Genomic DNA, 16141 nt, shown 5'->3' on the forward strand with positions numbered 1-16141 from the left:
CTTGAAAGCTTCCCCGCGAAGCTTTACCGGGGCGACATAAAACTGTCATCGAACTGTTACATAACGCCCTTATTGGCCATGGCCGGACGCTGAAGTCAGGCGTCGGCAACAAATTCCGGACAGGAGTAGGCCAGATGAACAAATTCCTCCTCACGGCGTCGGCCGCGGCTTTCGCGCTCGCCGCGTCCGCCGGTTACGCCGCCGCGCGTGACCAGGTGCAGATCGCAGGCTCGTCGACCGTGCTGCCCTATGCCAAGATCGTCGCCGAGACCTTCGGCGAGACCTTCACCGACTTCAAGACCCCGGTGGTCGAATCCGGCGGCAGCGGCGCCGGCATCAAGGAATTCTGCAAGGGCGTCGGCGACAACACCATCGACATCGCCAACTCCTCGCGCAAGATCAAGGAAGACGAGGTGAAGTCCTGCGTCTCCGCCGGCGTGAAGGACATCCAGGAAGTCAAGATCGGCTATGACGGCATCGTCTTCGCCACCGATATCAAGGGTCCGGACTGGGCGCTGACCCCGGCCGACATCTACAAGGCGCTGGCCGCCAAGGTCGCGGTCGACGGGAAGCTCGTGGACAACCCGAACACCAAGTGGAACCAGGTCAATCCGAACCTGCCCGACTGGGACATCGCCGCCTATATCCCCGGCGAGAAGCACGGCACCCGCGAAGTCTTCGAAGAGAAGCTGCTGATCGCCGGCTGCGAGGAATCGGGCGGTATCGAAGCGGCCAAGGCTTCGGGCCTCGACGAGAAGGCGGCCGAGGCCGCTTGCAAGGCGGTGCGCAAGGACGGCAAGGCCGTCGACATCGACGGCGACTACACCGAGACGCTCGCCCGCATCGACAGCAACAAGACCGGCGTCGGCGTGTTCGGCCTGTCCTTCTACGAGAACAATGCCGACAAGCTGAAGGTGGCGACCGTCGGCGGCGTCACGCCGTCCACCGAGACGATCTCTTCCGGCGAATATCCGGTGTCGCGTCCGCTCTTCTTCTACGTCAAGAAGGCGCATCTCGGGGTCGTTCCCGGTCTCAAGGAGTATGTCGAGTTCTTCCTCGACGACCAGATGATCGGCCCGGACAGCCCGCTCGCCGACTATGGCCTGGTCGCCGCTCCGGACGCCGAGCGTCAGGAACAGCGCGACGCCTTCACCGCCGGAAAGACCATGTAAGTTTGGCCTGCGGCGCGGACATCATGTCCGCGCCGCATTTTCCTTTCCGATCCTTTCAGGGGTAATGGATGCCGCTGATCTACGCCTTTGCCATCGTCGCCCTCATCGGCATCGTCGCCTTCGTCGTCGGACGGCAGCGCGCCGTGTCCCAGGCCGGTTCCGGCGTGAAGCAGCATTCGCGCATCCACTATCACGGCTGGTGGGCATTCCTGCTCGCCACCGTGCCCGCCGTCATTTTCCTGGTGCTGTGGAGCATCGGCTCGTCGGTCTATATGCGGACCCATGTCGAGGGCCTGCTGCCCGAGCACACCGCCGAGAGCCCCATCGCCAACCAGTCTCTCGAGCTCGGCATGGTCAGGAGCCTCGCCAATGGCCTGCGAAGGCTCGACGGCGAGACGCTTTCCAAGCTGCCGAGCACCTTCGGCGAGCTGCAGCCGCTGCTTTCGGCCAAAGGCATTGCGCTCGCTCCCGACACCCAGGACTACATGATCCCGATCGCCGTCGAGGCGAACCGCACGAGCGACCGGCTCAGCCTGATCGGCGCTGGCCTCGGCTTCCTGCTCGCCATCGCGGGCGCCGCGTTCGGCATCCGCCAGATCGAGCCGCGCGGCCGCGCCCGCAACAAGGTCGAGCGCGTCGTGCTCGGAGCGCTGCTCGGCTCCTCGATGATCGCCATCCTCACGACGGTCGGCATCGTGTTGTCGATGCTGTTCGAGACGCTGCATTTCTTCAGCCGCGTGTCCGTGACGAACTTCTTTTTCGGCACCGTCTGGGATCCGCGCTTCGCAGCCGCCGGCGCCGGCAATACCGAAGGCCAGTTCGGCCTGATCCCGCTGCTCGCCGGCACGCTCTACATCGCGCTGGTGGCGCTATTGGTGGCCGTGCCGATCGGGCTGATGTCGGCCGTCTACATGTCGGAATACGCTTCGCGCCGCGTCCGCTCCGTGGTCAAGCCGGCTCTCGAACTGCTCGCCGGCATCCCGACGATCGTCTACGGTATCTTCGCGCTGGTGACGCTTGGGCCCTTCCTGCGCGACCTGAGCGCGGCGCTGACCGGCGGCTCGCCCTTCATCCAGGCCCAGAGCATCTTCACCGCCGGCTTCGTCATGGGCATCATGCTGATCCCGGTGGTCTCTTCGCTTTCCGACGACATCATCACGGCCGTGCCGCGCGCCATGCGCGATGGCTCGCTCGGCCTCGGCGCGACCCAGTCGGAGACGATCAAGCGTGTCATCCTGCCGGCGGCGCTGCCGGGCATCGTCGGCGCGGTGCTGCTGACCGCCTCGCGCGCTATCGGTGAGACCATGATCGTGGTGCTCGCCGCGGGCGTTGCCGCCAATCTCACGCTCAATCCTTTCGAGGCGATGACCACCATCACGGTCAAGATCGTGAACCAGTTGACGGGCGATCTCGAATTCAACAGCCCGCAGACGCTGGTCGCCTTCGCGCTGGGCATCACGCTCTTCGCGATCACGCTCGTCATGAACATCGTCGCGCTTTACATCGTGCGGAAATACCGGGAGCAGTACGAATGACCGACATACCGCTCGATACATTCGCCGGGGCGACCGCCAAGCCGCGCCGCGACATCGGCCTCAAGCGCCGCTATGCCGCGGAACGCCGCTTCCGGATCTATGGGGTGCTGGCGATCTCGGTCGGCCTCCTGTTCCTGGCGATCATGCTCTCTTCGATCGTGTCGAAAGGCTACACCGCCTTCTGGCAGACCTCGGTCAACCTGCCGATCACCTTCAGCGAGAAGACCATCGATCCACAGGGCAAGCGCGACAGTGACCCGAACGTGCTGATCAGGGCGAACTATCCGAACCTTGCCCGCGATGCGCTCGCCGCCAAGCTCGGCATCGATCCGGACGACAGGGCAGCGGTGGGCAAGCTGAAGGGCTTTCTGTCCGACGGCGTACGCACTCAGCTGCGCGACATGGTCATGGCCGATCCCTCGATCATCGGCACGACCCGAAACGTCTGGGTACTGGCCGGGGCGAACATCGACTCCGCCTTCAAGGGCCAGATCGATCTCGACGTCGCAGAAACGAACCGCAAGGTGTCTGACCAGCAGATCGCCTGGATGAACCAGCTCAAGGCCGAAGGCAGCATAACCGGACGCTTCAACACCGGCCTTTTCACCTATGGCGCGTCGAGCCGGCCGGAAACCTCGGGCATGGGCGTCGCCATCATCGGCTCCTTCTACATGATGGTGATCGTGCTCTTGCTGGCCTTGCCCATCGGTGTCGCGGCCTCCATCTATCTTGAGGAATTCGCCAAGAAGAGCCGGCTCACCGATATCATCGAGGTCAATATCAACAATCTGGCAGCGGTGCCGTCTATCGTCTTCGGCCTGCTCGGCCTCGCCGTCTTCATCAACTTCCTCGGCCTGCCGCGGTCGGCCGCGCTGGTCGGCGGCATGGTGCTGACGCTGATGACGCTGCCCACCATCATCATCGCGACGCGCGCCGCGCTCGCCGCCGTGCCGCCGTCGATCCGCTCGGCCGCGCTCGGCCTGGGCGCTTCGAAGACGCAGATGGTCTTCCACCATGTCCTGCCGCTCGCCGCACCGGGCATATTGACCGGCACGATCATCGGGCTCGCCCGCGCCCTCGGCGAGACCGCGCCTCTGCTCCTTATCGGCATGGTCGCTTTCGTGGCCGATTATCCCTCCACGCCGCTCGACCCGGCGACGGCGCTGCCGGTGCAGATCTACATGTGGGCCAACGAAGCCGAGCGCGCTTTCGTGGAGCGCATGTCGGGAGCCATCATCATCCTTCTCATCTTCCTGATGGCGATGAACATCACGGCGATCGTGCTGCGGCGCCGCTTCGAACGGCGCTGGTAAAAAGGAGCCATGTCCCCATGAATGTGATGACGGAAAACAAGCTCGAAGAAGCAGTGAGGAACAAGATGGCCGGGACGCCGAACGAAGCGATCAAGATCCGCGGCGACAAGGTCACGGTCCATTACGGCGACAAGCAGGCCCTGTTCGACGTCGATCTCGACGTGCGCGAGAACCAGGTGACGGCTCTCATCGGGCCCTCCGGTTGCGGCAAGTCGACCTTCCTGCGCTGCCTGAACCGCATGAACGATACGATCGACAGCGCCAAGGTGGGCGGCACGATCACGCTCGACGGCGAGGACATCTACGACCCGAAGATCGACGTGGTCGAGTTGCGCGCCCGGGTGGGCATGGTGTTCCAGAAGCCCAACCCTTTCCCGAAGTCGATCTACGAGAATGTCGCTTACGGCCCGCGTATCCATGGGCTCGCCAAGAACAAGGCCGAACTCGACGAGATCGTGGAGCGCAGCCTGCAGCGGGCAGCGATCTGGAACGAGGTGAAGGATCGCCTCGCCGAGCCGGGCACAGGCCTTTCCGGCGGCCAGCAGCAGCGGCTCTGCATCGCCCGCGCCATCGCGGTCTCGCCCGAGGTGATCCTGATGGACGAGCCGTGCTCGGCACTCGATCCGATCGCCACGGCCAAGGTGGAGGAATTGATCGACGAACTGCGCGAGAACTACACGATCGTCATCGTCACCCACTCCATGCAGCAGGCGGCGCGCGTCTCGCAGCGCACGGCCATGTTCCATCTCGGCTATCTCGTCGAGGAGGGGGCGACCGACAAGATGTTCACCAACCCCGACGACAAGCGCACCCAGGACTACATCACCGGCCGCTTCGGCTGAGCCGGCGACGGGTTGCGGCGGACACACTTACGAGGACGTAAACATGGCCCAACATACGGTCAGGTCATTCGACGAGGAACTCGGCCACATCGACCGGCTGATCCGCGACATGGGCGATCTCGGCGGCGCGATGGTGAAAGGTTCGATCAAGGCACTGCTCGCTTCCGACACCGCGCTCGCCCAGCGCGTCATTTCCGACGATGCGGTGATGGACGCCAAGCAGCGCGAGCTCGACGAGCGTGCCATCACCATCATCGCCAAGCGCCAGCCCATGGCGCAGGATCTGAGGGCCGTGGTCGGCGCCATCCGCATGGCTGCCGATCTCGAACGGGTCGGCGATCTCGCCAAGAACATCGCCAAGCGGGTCGGTGCGGTCGGCCAGAGCGTCATGCCGCGCGGGCTGTCGCATTCCATCGAGGCGATGTCGGCGCTGGTGCTCGTCCAGGTCAACGCCGTGGTCGAGCACTATGTGGCGCGCGACACGCAGGCGCTGGTGAAGCTGCGCGCCGACGACGAGAAGATCGACATCCAGTACACGGCCATTTTCCGCGAACTCCTCACCTACATGATGGAGGATCCGCGCAACATCACGGCCTGCACGCATCTGCTCTTCTGCGCGAAGAATCTGGAGCGGATCGGCGATCACGTCACCAATATCGCCGAGAACGCCTATTATGTGATGACGGGTGAGCAATTGCCGGTGCAGCGCCCCAAGCTCGACGAGACATCGCAGATCGCGCTCGCCGAATAATCCCTTCCAAGCAGGTTTCTGTCGGAAAAACGTCGGCCACTTTTTCGAAACCTGCTTAGCCCACGGAGGCCAAGGACGGATGATTGCACCCAAGATCATGGTCGTCGAGGACGAGGAGCCGCTTTGCGTTCTCCTGCGCTACAATCTCGAAGCCGAGGGTTATCAGGTGGAGGTCGTCACGCGCGGCGACGAAGCCGAGCTTCGCCTTCAGGAAAACGTGCCCGACCTCCTGGTACTCGATTGGATGGTGCCGGCCGTCTCCGGCATCGAGCTCTGCCGTCGGCTCAGGATGCGGCCGGAGACCGAGCGGCTGCCGATCATCATGCTGACGGCGCGCGGCGAGGAAAGCGACCGCGTGCGCGGCCTCTCCACCGGCGCCGACGACTATCTGGTCAAGCCCTTCTCGACGCCTGAATTCATCGCGCGGGTGCGGGCGCTGCTGCGCCGGGCCAAGCCCGAAGTGCTGTCGACCGTGCTCAAGGTGGGCGACATCGTGCTCGACCGCGAGTCGCACCGCGTCTACCGCAAGAAAAGCGAGATCAAGCTCGGCCCGACCGAGTTCCGGCTGCTGGAATTCATGATGCAGCATCCCGGCCGCGTCTTCTCGCGCAGCCAGCTTCTCGACAATGTCTGGGGCGAGACGATCTACATCGACGAGCGCACCGTGGACGTCCATGTCGGGCGGTTGCGCAAGGCAGTGAACACGCCGCGCGCGCCCGACGTCATCCGCACCATCCGCGGCGCCGGCTACGCCATCAACGAGGCGTAGACGATCCTTCTTGTCCGGCGCTCGAAAACCCCTCATCCGACCTCGCTTCGCGAGGCTCGTTGACTCCCGAATAATACTTATACAATATAACAATTGGCGCGGGGGCGGCTGCCGCCATCCGCTCAATCGGGAGGACTGGCATGAAAAGATTCATTCGCGCGGCGGCTGCCGCCACCTTCTTGCTTCCCTTGCTGGCCGGGGCGGCCAGCGCCGACGTCACGATCGGCGTCACCGTCTCGTCGACCGGACCGGGAGCGGCGCTCGGCATTCCGCTCAAGAACTCCGTCGAGCTGTGGCCCAGTGAAATCGACGGCGAAAAACTCAACGTCATCGTGCTCGATGACGCGGGTGACCCGTCGGTCGCGACCACCAATGCAAGGCGCTTCGCCAATGACGACAAGGTCGACGTCATCATCGGCTCGGCGCTCACTCCGGCATCCATCGCTGTCTCCAGCGTGGCGACCGAAACCGGCACGCCGCACCTCGCCTGCTCGCCGGTGCCGCCCAATGTCGCCGGCGCCAAATGGACGTTCGTGTTGCCGCAGGCCGCCGATCTCATCGCCCGCACCCTCTTCGCCAGGATGCAGAAGGATGGGGTGAAGAATGTCGGCTATATCGGCTTCTCCGATTCCTACGGTGATCTCTGGGTCAACCAGTTCAAGGCGATGGGCAAGGACTATGGGCTGAACCTCATCGCCGAGGAACGCTATGCCCGGCCCGATACGTCCGTTTCCGGTCAGGTTCTGAAGCTGGTCGCCGCCCAGCCCGACGCCGTCTTCGTCGGCGCCTCCGGCACCGGCGCGGCGCTGCCTCAGCTTGCGCTGCGCGAGCGCGGCTTCAAGGGGCAGATCTACCAGACCCACGGCGCGGTGACCTTCGACTTCCTGCGTATCGCCGGCGCTTCGGTCGACAACACCGTCTTCGCCTCGGGACCGGTGATGGTGGCCGAGCTGCAACCGGATTCCTCCGAGACCAAGAAGGAGGGGCTGGATTATGTGACCGCCTACGAGGCGAAGTTCGGTGAGGGCACCCGCACCCAGTTCGGCGCCCATATCCATGACGCCATGGCGATCCTCAAGAAGGCGATCCCCGAGGCCAAGAAGAAGGCGGAGCCTGGCACGCCGGAATTCAAGGCGGCCCTTCGTGACGCCATCGAAAGCGGCGGCCCGTTCCCGGCCAGCCAGGGCGTCTTCGAATACAAGGCGGACGATCACTACGGTCTCGACGAGCGCGCCGTGGTGCTGCTGACCGCGAAGGATGGCAAGTTCGAACTGGTGAAGTAAGACGGCCGGGTTCTGCACTGTTGGGTGGCCGGCCGCCAGGGAACGGAATGGATCCACGGGTCACGCCGCCATCGCTTCGCTCGGCGCCGGCCCGAGGATGACGATCGCATTGAGGCTGACGCCAATCGCCAACGTTTGTGATTGGCGGCGGCCTAGATGACATCGTCATCCTGGACCCGCAGGCGAGCGAAGCGAAGCCGAAGGTGATCCGAGGATCCATTCCGTGTCATCGCGGCAGGCCGCCCGGCGGTTCCGAAGCTGCCGCAGCCGCAGCGCTGCAATAGCGGATGTCTTTCTACTCCCCGCCGAGATAGCTTGCCATCAGTGCGGGGTCGACGGCGAGTTCCGCCGCCGGGCCCGAGCGCCTTATTTCGCCGAGCTCGACGAGATGGCCCTCGTCGGCGATCTCCAGCGCCGCCCGCGCGTTCTGCTCGACCAGCAGGATCGAGACGCCGGACGAGCGCAGCTCCGAAACGATCGTGAGGATCTCCGCGACGATCTTCGGCGCGAGCCCCAGACTCGGTTCGTCGAGCAGAAGGAGCCGCGGCCGGCTCATCAGCGCGCGGCCCAGCGCCAGCATCTGCCGCTCGCCGCCTGAAAGCGTGCCGGCGAGCTGGCGGCGCCGCTCGGCCAGCCGGGGAAAGCGCTGATACACCTCGCCGAGCGTCTCCTTGCGGTCGGCGGCGCGGCGCAGGAAGCCGCCGAGCTCCAGATTGTCCTCGACCGACATTGTGGCGAAGAGCTCGCGCCGTTCGGGCACGAGGCACATGCCGGCCGAAACCCTGCCTTCGACGGAGCGGGGCGCCGGGCGGCCCTGGTAAAGGACGGTTCCCGAACAGGGGACGACGCCCATGATGGCGTTGAGAAGCGTCGTCTTGCCGGCGCCGTTGGCGCCGATCACCGTGACGATGCTGCCCGCATCCATCCCGAACGAAATGCCGTGCAGGATTTCGGCATGGCCATAGGAGACGCGGATGTCGTTCACCTGGAGAAGCTTGCCGCTCACGCCACGCCTCCGAGGTAGGCCGCGATCACCGCGGGATGCCGGCGCACATCGGCCGGCACGCCTTCGGCGATCAGCGTGCCGAAATCCATCACCACGACACGATCCACAAGCCCCATGACGAAGCTCATGTCATGCTCCACCAGAAGCACGGCCATTCCTTGGCCGCGCAGCTTGGCGAGAAGCGCCGAGAGGTCCTGCTTCTCGCCGTGACGCAAACCGGCTGCGGGCTCGTCGAGCAGCAGTACGCTCGGATCGAGCGACAGCGCACGGGCGATCTCGAGGATACGGATCTGTCCGAGCGCGAGATCGCCGGCCGGCCGGTCCCTGTGCTCGGCGAGGCCGACGCGCTCGAGCTGCCGCTCGGCTTCCGCCAGCAGCACCCCCTCTTCCTCGCGTTCGAGATGCAGTAGGCTGCGCACCACACCCGCCTTGCCGCGAAGATGCGCGCCGAGGGCGACATTCTCCAGCACCGTCATGTCCGGCAGGATCTTGGCGTGCTGGAAGGTGCGGGCGATGCCCTGTCGGGCGATCGCGCCGGGCCGGCGCAGCTCTCCGTCCCGGTTGCCGAAGACGATACGGCCGCCTGTGAGGGAGAGCATGCCGGTGATGAGATCGAAGGTCGTGCTCTTGCCGGCGCCGTTCGGACCGATGAGAGCGACGATCTCTCCGGCCTTGACCTCGAAGCTCAGATCGTTGACGGCGACGAGGCCGCCGAAGGTCTTGCGCGCTTTCTGCACCTGGATGAGCGGCGTGCCCGCGGGCGCCGGTTCGCGCCTGGGGAGCGCCCTTTGCGGGACCGGCAGGGCAGCCGGGGCGCGGCTGGGCAAAAGCTTGAACACGAAGGACCACAGCCCGTCCCGGGCGAATTGCAGCATTGCTACCAGAAGGATGCCGAATACGATCATCTCGAAATTGCCGGTGGCGCCGACAAGCCCGGGCAGGACGCGCTGGAGCACTTCCTTGAGGATGAGCACGATGCCCGCGCCGAAGATGGCGCCCCAGACATGGCCTGCCCCTCCGATGACGGCCATGAGCAGATATTCGATGCCCATGTTGAGGCCGAACGGGGTCGGATTGACGGTGCGCTGCATATGCGCATAGAGCCAGCCCGACAATGCCGCCACCACCGCTGCAAGAACGAAGACGGTCAGCTTGGCCCGCACGATGTCCACGCCGAAGGCCTCGGCCGCGCGCCGGCCGCCGCGCAGCGCGCGTATGCCGCGCCCGACCCTGGAATCCAGCAGGTTTCGGGCGGCAAGCGCCGTGGCGATGACGAAGGCCCAGATGAGATAATAGATCGACTGGCCGGAGATGAAACGATGGCCCGCGAGCTCGATCGGTGGAATGCCGGAAATGCCGTCGAAGCGGCCGAGCAACTCGATCTGGCCGAAGAGGTAATAAAGCGCAATCCCCCAGGCGATGGTGCCGAGCGGCAGGTAATGGCCGGAGAGCCGCACGGTGATCAGGCCGAGCGGCAGGGCCGCCGCCGCGCCGACGAGGAGAGAGAACGGCAGGGTCGCCCAGGGCGAGAAGCCGTAGGCTGTCGTCAGCACCGCGGTCGTGTAGGCGCCGAAGCCGCAGAAGGCCGCCTGGCCGAAGGAGGTCAGCCCTCCGACGCCGGTCAGCAGCACCAGCCCGATCGCCACCAGCGACGCCAGGCCGATATTGTTGAGAAGCGTGATCCAGAAGGGCGGCACCGGCAGGAGCGGGATCGCGGCGAGCACGCCGATCGCGAGAAGCCCTGGAAGCGAGCGCATCCTATTCCTCCTCATGCTCGCCGGCCGCAAGGGAGCGCCAGAGCAGGATGGGGATGATCAGGGCGAAGACGATGATCTCCTTGTAGCTGCTGGCGAAGAAGGAGGCGAAAGCTTCGACCAGTCCAACGCCGAGAGCCGCGAGCGCGGTGACCGGGAAGCTTGCGAGCCCGCCGAGGATCGCGCCCACGAACCCCTTGAGTCCCATGAGGAAGCCCGTGTCGTAGTAGATCGTGGTGACGGGCGAGATGAGCACGCCGGAAACGGCGCCGATAATTGCCGCGAGCACGAACGCCGTGCCGCCGGTAAGCTGGGTGCGGATGCCCACCAGCCGTGCGCCCAGCCGGTTGGCAGCCGTCGCCCTGAGGGCCTTGCCGAGAATCGTCTTTTCGAAGAAGAAGTAAAGCCCGGCCATCGCCGCGATGGTCGTGCCATATATCCACAGGCTCTGCGCCGAGACGGGCAGGAAGCCTATCGTGTAGGTGCCGGGCGCCAGAGGCTGGCCGCGCAAGCCTTCCGCGCCGAAGAAGAAGAGCCCGAGCCCCATCATGGCAAGGTGCACGCCCACCGAGGTGATGAGCAGAACCAGCACGGAGGCGTCGGCCAGCGGCCGAAAGGCGATGCGGTAAAGATAGAGGCCCATCGGCGCGATAAGCGCTATCGTGAGAAGCGCCTTGCCGATCGGGGGCAACGCAGCGGGATCGATCAGCACCACGATGCCGTAGATCGCAAGGGGAAGGGCGAGGTTGAGCAGCGCGTTTCGCGCCAGGGCGGAAAGCTGCAGTCCGCGCCGGACCTCCCAGACGTCGAGAAGAAAGGCTGCGACGCCGAAGCAGACGAGCAGCGAGGCCGTTCCCGGAAGGCGGCCCGCATCGAGGCTCGCAAGGGTGAGCGCGCCATAGGTAACGAATTCGCCCTGCGGAATGAAGATCACGCGCGTCACCGCGAAGACGAGGACGAGGGCCAGGCCGAGCAGCGCATAGATCGCGCCGTTCGTCACGCCGTCCTGAATCAGGAACGCAAGGACTGTTGGGTCCACCCTCTTTCTCCTCCCGAGGTCGTGGCCCGAGGGATTGAAGCCGGACCCCTCAGATTGTAATATCGTATAACTATCTTGCGGGTGAAGCCAAGAGGCTGTTTGCGGAAAAAACGGGGAGGATCCGAGTTTGGCGGACCATACTGCAGTCGAGCCGAAGCAGACGGGAAACGATACTCTTTCGCCGCAGCTCGATCTTTCGCCCTTGCCGTCCTTCGTCGGCTACATGCTGCGGCGCGCGCAACTCGTCGTCTTCGAGGACTTCATCGGCTCCATGGCAGCCGTGGGCCTAAGGCCCGCATCCTTCAGCGCGCTCTGCGTCATCAAGGCCAATCCCGGCTCCACCCAGACTGCGGTGAGCGAGGCCCTCGGGCTTCAGCGCACCAATCTCGTGGCGATCATCGACGCTCTCGAGGAACGTGGTCTAGCCCGGCGCGAGCCGGCTCCCAACGATCGCCGCTCCCATGCTCTGTTCCTCACCGAGGCGGGGGAGAAGCTGCTCGCCGATGCCATGGAAGTGCAGGCCGAGCATGAGGCCCGAGTCCTCACCCGGCTCCGCCCCAGGGAGCGCGAGCAGCTTCTCGGCCTGCTCCGGCGCATGCTCGGATGATGCCGTCGGGCAGTTTTCATCCCGACCATGGGCTGGCGTGCGTTACATCTTTCGGGGGCAATGATTGGCCGTTCTAGCTGGCCCCTCACTGTGCTGCCGGACATCTCTCCCCGCAAGCGGGGCGAGAGAGCCGGCCGCCCTGGTTTCGCCAATCGGAAACATTGACGGTTGGCGAAAGTGGAGAAGCCAGCGTTCTTCTCCCCGTTTTACGGGGAGAAGTGGCCGGCAGGCCGATGAGGGGCGACGCAAGCCCAAAAGGGACGGCTTGCTTCCCACATAAATTAGTTATATCACATAACAATAACCATGAACGAGCGAGCCCGTGAGAGCACCGCAGGAACAACCCGTCACAGTCGAGATCAGGGACACGATCGCAGTGGTGCGCCTGGCGCGGCCGCGCAAGCGCAATGCGCTCAACGAGGCTTCCATGCTGGCCTTGGAAGAAGCTTTCGCGTCTTTCCCGGGTGCGGTGAAGGTCGCCGTTCTGCTCGGTGAAGGGGAGCATTTCTGCGCCGGACTCGACCTTTCGGAACTGATCGAGACCGAGGTCGCGGAAGCCATTAGACATTCGCGCATGTGGCACCGCGTCACCGAGGCGATCGAGTTCGGTCCCGTGCCGGTCGTCTCGGCGCTGCATGGCGCCGTCATCGGCGGAGGCATGGAGCTCGCCAGCGCGACCCATGTGCGCGTCGCCGATCGCACCGCCTACTATGCCCTGCCCGAAGGACAGCGCGGCATCTATGTGGGGGGCGGTGGTTCCGTCAGGCTGCCGCGCCTCATCGGCACCTCGCGCATGATGGAGATGATGCTGACCGGGCGAACGCTCTCGGCGGAGGAGGGCGAGCGCCTCGGCTTGTCGCACTATCTTGTCGAGCCCGGCGAGGCGGAGGCCAAGGCGCTGGAGCTCGCGGCAGCGATAGCGCGCAATGCTTCCATGACCAATTTTGCCCTGATCCACGGGCTGCCGCGTATCGCCGACGCCGACCGCCCGACGGGTTATCTAGTGGAGGCGCTGCTGTCCTCCATCGCCCAGGACGACCGGGAAGCGAAGCAGCGGCTCCAGGATTTCCTCGCCAAAAGAACGCCGAAGATTTCCCATAGAGGCTAGGCAGAGGACGGCAGGGAGGGCCGGAGATGCTGGACAAGAGAAGGCAAGGTGGGGATCCCGGCTGGTTGCCGGTGCCGCTTGGCAGGAACAGCGTCGACTTCACGCACGAGCCGGGTGGCGTCGTCCATGTCAGGCCGACCGAGCCGTTGCCGCCCTATCCCGACAAGCTGACAGAACGGCTTCTCCATTGGGCCGAGGTTGCGCCGGATCGCGTCTACATGGCCGAACGCGGCTCCGCCGGCGGCTGGCGTGAGATCACCTATGCCGAGGCGCTCGCCCATGCGCGGGCCGTGGCCTCGGCGCTCGTGGCGCGCGGGCTTTCGGCCGAGCGACCGGTGGCGATCCTTTCCGGCAACGACCTCGATCATGCCATGCTGGTGCTGGGCTGCCTCTATGCCGGCATTCCGTTCGCCGCGATCTCGCCCGCCTATTCGACGGTCTCCGCCGATTTCGACAAGCTCCGATACATCATGGCCAAGCTGACGCCGGGGCTCGTTTTCGCATCGGATGTCGAGGCCTATGGCCGAGCGCTCGACGCTGTCGTTCCGGCGGATGTGGAGATCGTGGTCTCGCGCGGCGAGGGCAGTCGCGCGGCGACGCCTTTTGCCGATCTGCTTGCGACCGAACCCACCGATGCGGCGGAAGCCGCCCATCGCACGGTCGGGCCCGATACGATCGCCAAGTTCCTCTACACCTCGGGCTCGACCGGCAATCCGAAAGGCGTCGTCACCACGCAGCGCATGCTCTGCTCCAACCAGGTGATGTTGCGCGAGACCCTTGCCTTCGTGAAGGACGAGCCGCCGGTGCTGATCGACTGGCTGCCGTGGAACCACGTCTTCGGCGGCAGCCACAATTGCGGGCTGGTGCTCTTTAATGGCGGCTCGCTCTATATAGACGGCGGCAAGCCCACCCCGGCCGGCATTCCGGAGACGCTGCGCAATCTGCGCGAGATCGCGCCCACCGTCTATTTCAACGTGCCCAAAGGGTTCGAGGAGCTCGTCCCACGCCTTAAGGCAGATGACGCCCTTCGCGGGCAATTCTTCTCCAGGCTCAAGATGCTGTTCTTCGCCGGCGCCGGCATATCGCCCGCGGTCTGGAAGGCGATGGAGGATCTTGCCGTCGAGACCATCGGCCACCGGGTTCCGATCCTGACAGGGCTCGGCGCCACCGAGACCGCGCCTTTCGCCATGGTCTGCGACCTCGAACATGCCGGCGCCGGACGGGTCGGCCTTCCCGTGCCCGGGGTCGAGCTGAAGCTCGCCCCGGTCAACGGCAAGATGGAGGCGCGGGTGAGGGCGCCGAGCGTCACACCGGGCTATTGGCGCGAACCAGAGCTGACGGCGGCCGCGTTCGACGAAGACGGCTATTATCGCCTGGGCGACGCGCTGCGGCTGGCCGACGAAACGGACCCGGTGAAAGGTTACGTCTTCGACGGACGCATCAACGAAGACTTCAAGCTGTCTTCCGGCACCTGGGTGAGCGTCGGGCCGTTGCGCGCCGACCTCGTCTCGCGCTTTGCGCCGCTTGCCCGTGACGTGATCGTCGCCGGCTTGAACCGCGACGAAATCGCCATTCTCATTTTTCCCGACTTCGATGCGCTTGCCCGCCTCGCGCCGGGTCTTTCCGGCGAGGCGCTGCTTGCCGATCCGAAAATCCGTTCGGTTTTCGCGGAAAGGCTTGCCGCCGCGGCGCGCGCCGCCACGGGCTCGTCCAATCGCGTCGCCCGCGCGCTGCTGCTTGCCGCGCCGCCCGACATCGACCGCGGCGAACTCACCGACAAGGGCACGATCAGCCAGATGGCGGTGCTCGCCAGCCGGCGCGACCTTGTCGAGGAACTCTACGCCAAGCCGTATTCACCGCGTGTCCTGGTCGCCTGAGTTCAGGAGGAGAGACCGATGATCAATCCCGACGACGTCGTCGCCATAGACATCCACACCCATGCCGAGGAACCATGCGGCACGCACCCCGACGACGGCTATGACGATTTCCAGGCGGCGATGGCGAAATATTTCAAGTCGCCGCACGCCCATCCACCGACGGTTCCGGAGACGGCCGCCTATTACCGTGAGCGCAAGATCGCCTGCGTGATTTTTCCCGTGGACGCCGAGCGCGAGACCGGCTTCCGCCGCTACAACAACGAGGAGATGGCCGAGCTCGCCGCCGAAAACAGCGACGTGCTCATTCCCTTCGCCTCGATCGACCCGGCCAAGGGCAAGCTCGGCGCGCGCGAGGCGCGGCGCCTGGTCCAGAGCTTCGGCATTCGCGGCTTCAAGTTCCACCCGTCCATGCAGGGCTTCTTTCCCAACGACCGCTCAGCCTATGTGCTCTACGAGGCGATCGCCGAGGCCGGCGTGCCGGCGCTCTTCCACACCGGGCAGACCGGCGTCGGGGCGGGCATGCCGGGCGGCAACGGCATCAGGCTCAAATATTCGAATCCCATGTATCTCGACGACGTGGCGACCGACTTCCCGGACATGCCGATCATCCTCGCCCACCCCTCCTTTCCCTGGCAGGAGGAGGCGCTGGCGGTCGCGACCCACAAGCCTAATGTCTATATCGACCTCTCCGGCTGGTCGCCGAAATATTTCCCCGAGATCCTCGTGCGCTACTGCAATACGCTTCTGAGGCACAAGGTGCTGTTCGGCTCGGACTGGCCGGTGATCACGCCCGACCGCTGGCTCTCCGATTTCGAGAAGATCGACATCAAGCCCGAAGTGCGCCCGCTCATCCTCAAGCAGAACGCGATGAAGCTGCTGGGGCTGGGAGGGGGCAGCATCAGGACTGAGCAGCGGTCTAACGCGGGTGGCAGCTAGGAATGACCGCTTTGGCAGCCCCTCATCGGCCTGCCGGCCACTTCTCCCCGTTTGCACGGGGAGAAGACCGCTCTCATCTCCGCCTTCGCTAATCGCCAACGTTGCCGATTGGCGAAAGCCAAGCGGCAGGCGTCTCTCTCCCCGCTTGG

General features: G+C 65.0%; 14 protein-coding genes. 11 read left to right on the top strand and 3 right to left on the bottom strand.

Translation table 11 applies throughout. From position 1 onward, the window contains the following. Window positions 1-134: 134 nt before the first annotated feature. From ACCO56_RS32530 to ACCO56_RS32560, 7 genes are all read left to right on the top strand, one after another. Window positions 135-1172 (top strand): PstS family phosphate ABC transporter substrate-binding protein, encoded by a 1038-nt coding sequence (locus ACCO56_RS32530; RefSeq protein WP_433645118.1) that lies wholly within the window; start codon window positions 135-137, stop codon window positions 1170-1172. A gap of 68 nt (window positions 1173-1240) precedes the next feature. Further along, window positions 1241-2707 carry a phosphate ABC transporter permease subunit PstC gene (gene pstC, locus ACCO56_RS32535; RefSeq protein ID WP_433645119.1) on the top strand — a complete coding sequence of 489 codons (1467 nt, stop codon included), beginning with the start codon at window positions 1241-1243 and terminating at the stop codon, window positions 2705-2707. Further along, window positions 2704-4020, top strand: coding sequence for a phosphate ABC transporter permease PstA (pstA, locus tag ACCO56_RS32540; RefSeq protein WP_433645120.1), 1317 nt, complete (start codon window positions 2704-2706; stop codon window positions 4018-4020). The genes pstC and pstA overlap by 4 nt, the downstream gene beginning before the upstream one ends. 17 nt (window positions 4021-4037) lie before the next feature. Then, on the top strand, window positions 4038-4862 hold the full coding sequence (pstB, locus tag ACCO56_RS32545) for a phosphate ABC transporter ATP-binding protein PstB (RefSeq protein WP_433645121.1): 825 nt from the start codon (window positions 4038-4040) through the stop codon (window positions 4860-4862). A gap of 43 nt (window positions 4863-4905) precedes the next feature. Beyond that, on the top strand, window positions 4906-5613 hold the full coding sequence (gene phoU, locus ACCO56_RS32550) for a phosphate signaling complex protein PhoU (RefSeq protein ID WP_433645122.1): 708 nt from the start codon (window positions 4906-4908) through the stop codon (window positions 5611-5613). Between the two features lie 79 nt (window positions 5614-5692). After that, on the top strand, window positions 5693-6382 hold the full coding sequence (gene phoB / locus ACCO56_RS32555; protein WP_433645123.1) for a phosphate regulon transcriptional regulator PhoB: 690 nt from the start codon (window positions 5693-5695) through the stop codon (window positions 6380-6382). A 140-nt stretch (window positions 6383-6522) separates the two neighbouring features. Then, complete coding sequence (locus ACCO56_RS32560) at window positions 6523-7665, top strand: ABC transporter substrate-binding protein (protein ID WP_433645124.1); 1143 nt, start codon at window positions 6523-6525, stop codon at window positions 7663-7665. A 295-nt stretch (window positions 7666-7960) separates the two neighbouring features. Here ACCO56_RS32560 and ACCO56_RS32565 read toward each other — a convergent pair whose 3' ends face one another. The 3 genes from ACCO56_RS32565 to ACCO56_RS32575 are packed head-to-tail and all read right to left on the bottom strand — an operon-like array spanning window position 7961 to window position 11464. Further along, on the bottom strand, window positions 7961-8671 hold the full coding sequence (locus ACCO56_RS32565; RefSeq protein WP_433645125.1) for an ABC transporter ATP-binding protein: 711 nt from the start codon (window positions 8669-8671) through the stop codon (window positions 7961-7963). Then, a complete protein-coding gene (locus ACCO56_RS32570) occupies window positions 8668-10428 on the bottom strand; it encodes a branched-chain amino acid ABC transporter ATP-binding protein/permease (protein ID WP_433645126.1) in 1761 nt (586 codons plus the stop codon). The genes ACCO56_RS32565 and ACCO56_RS32570 overlap by 4 nt, the downstream gene beginning before the upstream one ends. 1 nt (window position 10429) lies before the next feature. Next, window positions 10430-11464, bottom strand: coding sequence for a branched-chain amino acid ABC transporter permease (locus tag ACCO56_RS32575; protein WP_433645127.1), 1035 nt, complete (start codon window positions 11462-11464; stop codon window positions 10430-10432). Between the two features lie 127 nt (window positions 11465-11591). On the opposite strand from ACCO56_RS32575, the gene ACCO56_RS32580 reads away from it, so the two are divergent. From ACCO56_RS32580 to ACCO56_RS32595, 4 genes are all read left to right on the top strand, one after another. Continuing rightward, window positions 11592-12071 (top strand): MarR family winged helix-turn-helix transcriptional regulator, encoded by a 480-nt coding sequence (locus ACCO56_RS32580; RefSeq protein WP_433645128.1) that lies wholly within the window; start codon window positions 11592-11594, stop codon window positions 12069-12071. A gap of 322 nt (window positions 12072-12393) precedes the next feature. Further along, entirely contained in the window at window positions 12394-13179 is a 786-nt protein-coding gene (locus tag ACCO56_RS32585) for a crotonase/enoyl-CoA hydratase family protein (protein ID WP_433645129.1), read from the top strand. A 26-nt stretch (window positions 13180-13205) separates the two neighbouring features. Further along, window positions 13206-15056: a feruloyl-CoA synthase gene (locus ACCO56_RS32590; protein WP_433645130.1), complete on the top strand. Its 1851-nt coding sequence runs from the start codon at window positions 13206-13208 to the stop codon at window positions 15054-15056. Window positions 15057-15074: 18 nt separating this feature from the next. Continuing rightward, on the top strand, window positions 15075-15992 hold the full coding sequence (locus ACCO56_RS32595; protein WP_433645131.1) for an amidohydrolase family protein: 918 nt from the start codon (window positions 15075-15077) through the stop codon (window positions 15990-15992). Window positions 15993-16141: the final 149 nt, after the last annotated feature.

The organism is Mesorhizobium sp. 1B3, from assembly GCF_050958605.1.
Classification (GTDB): Bacteria; Pseudomonadota; Alphaproteobacteria; order Rhizobiales; family Rhizobiaceae.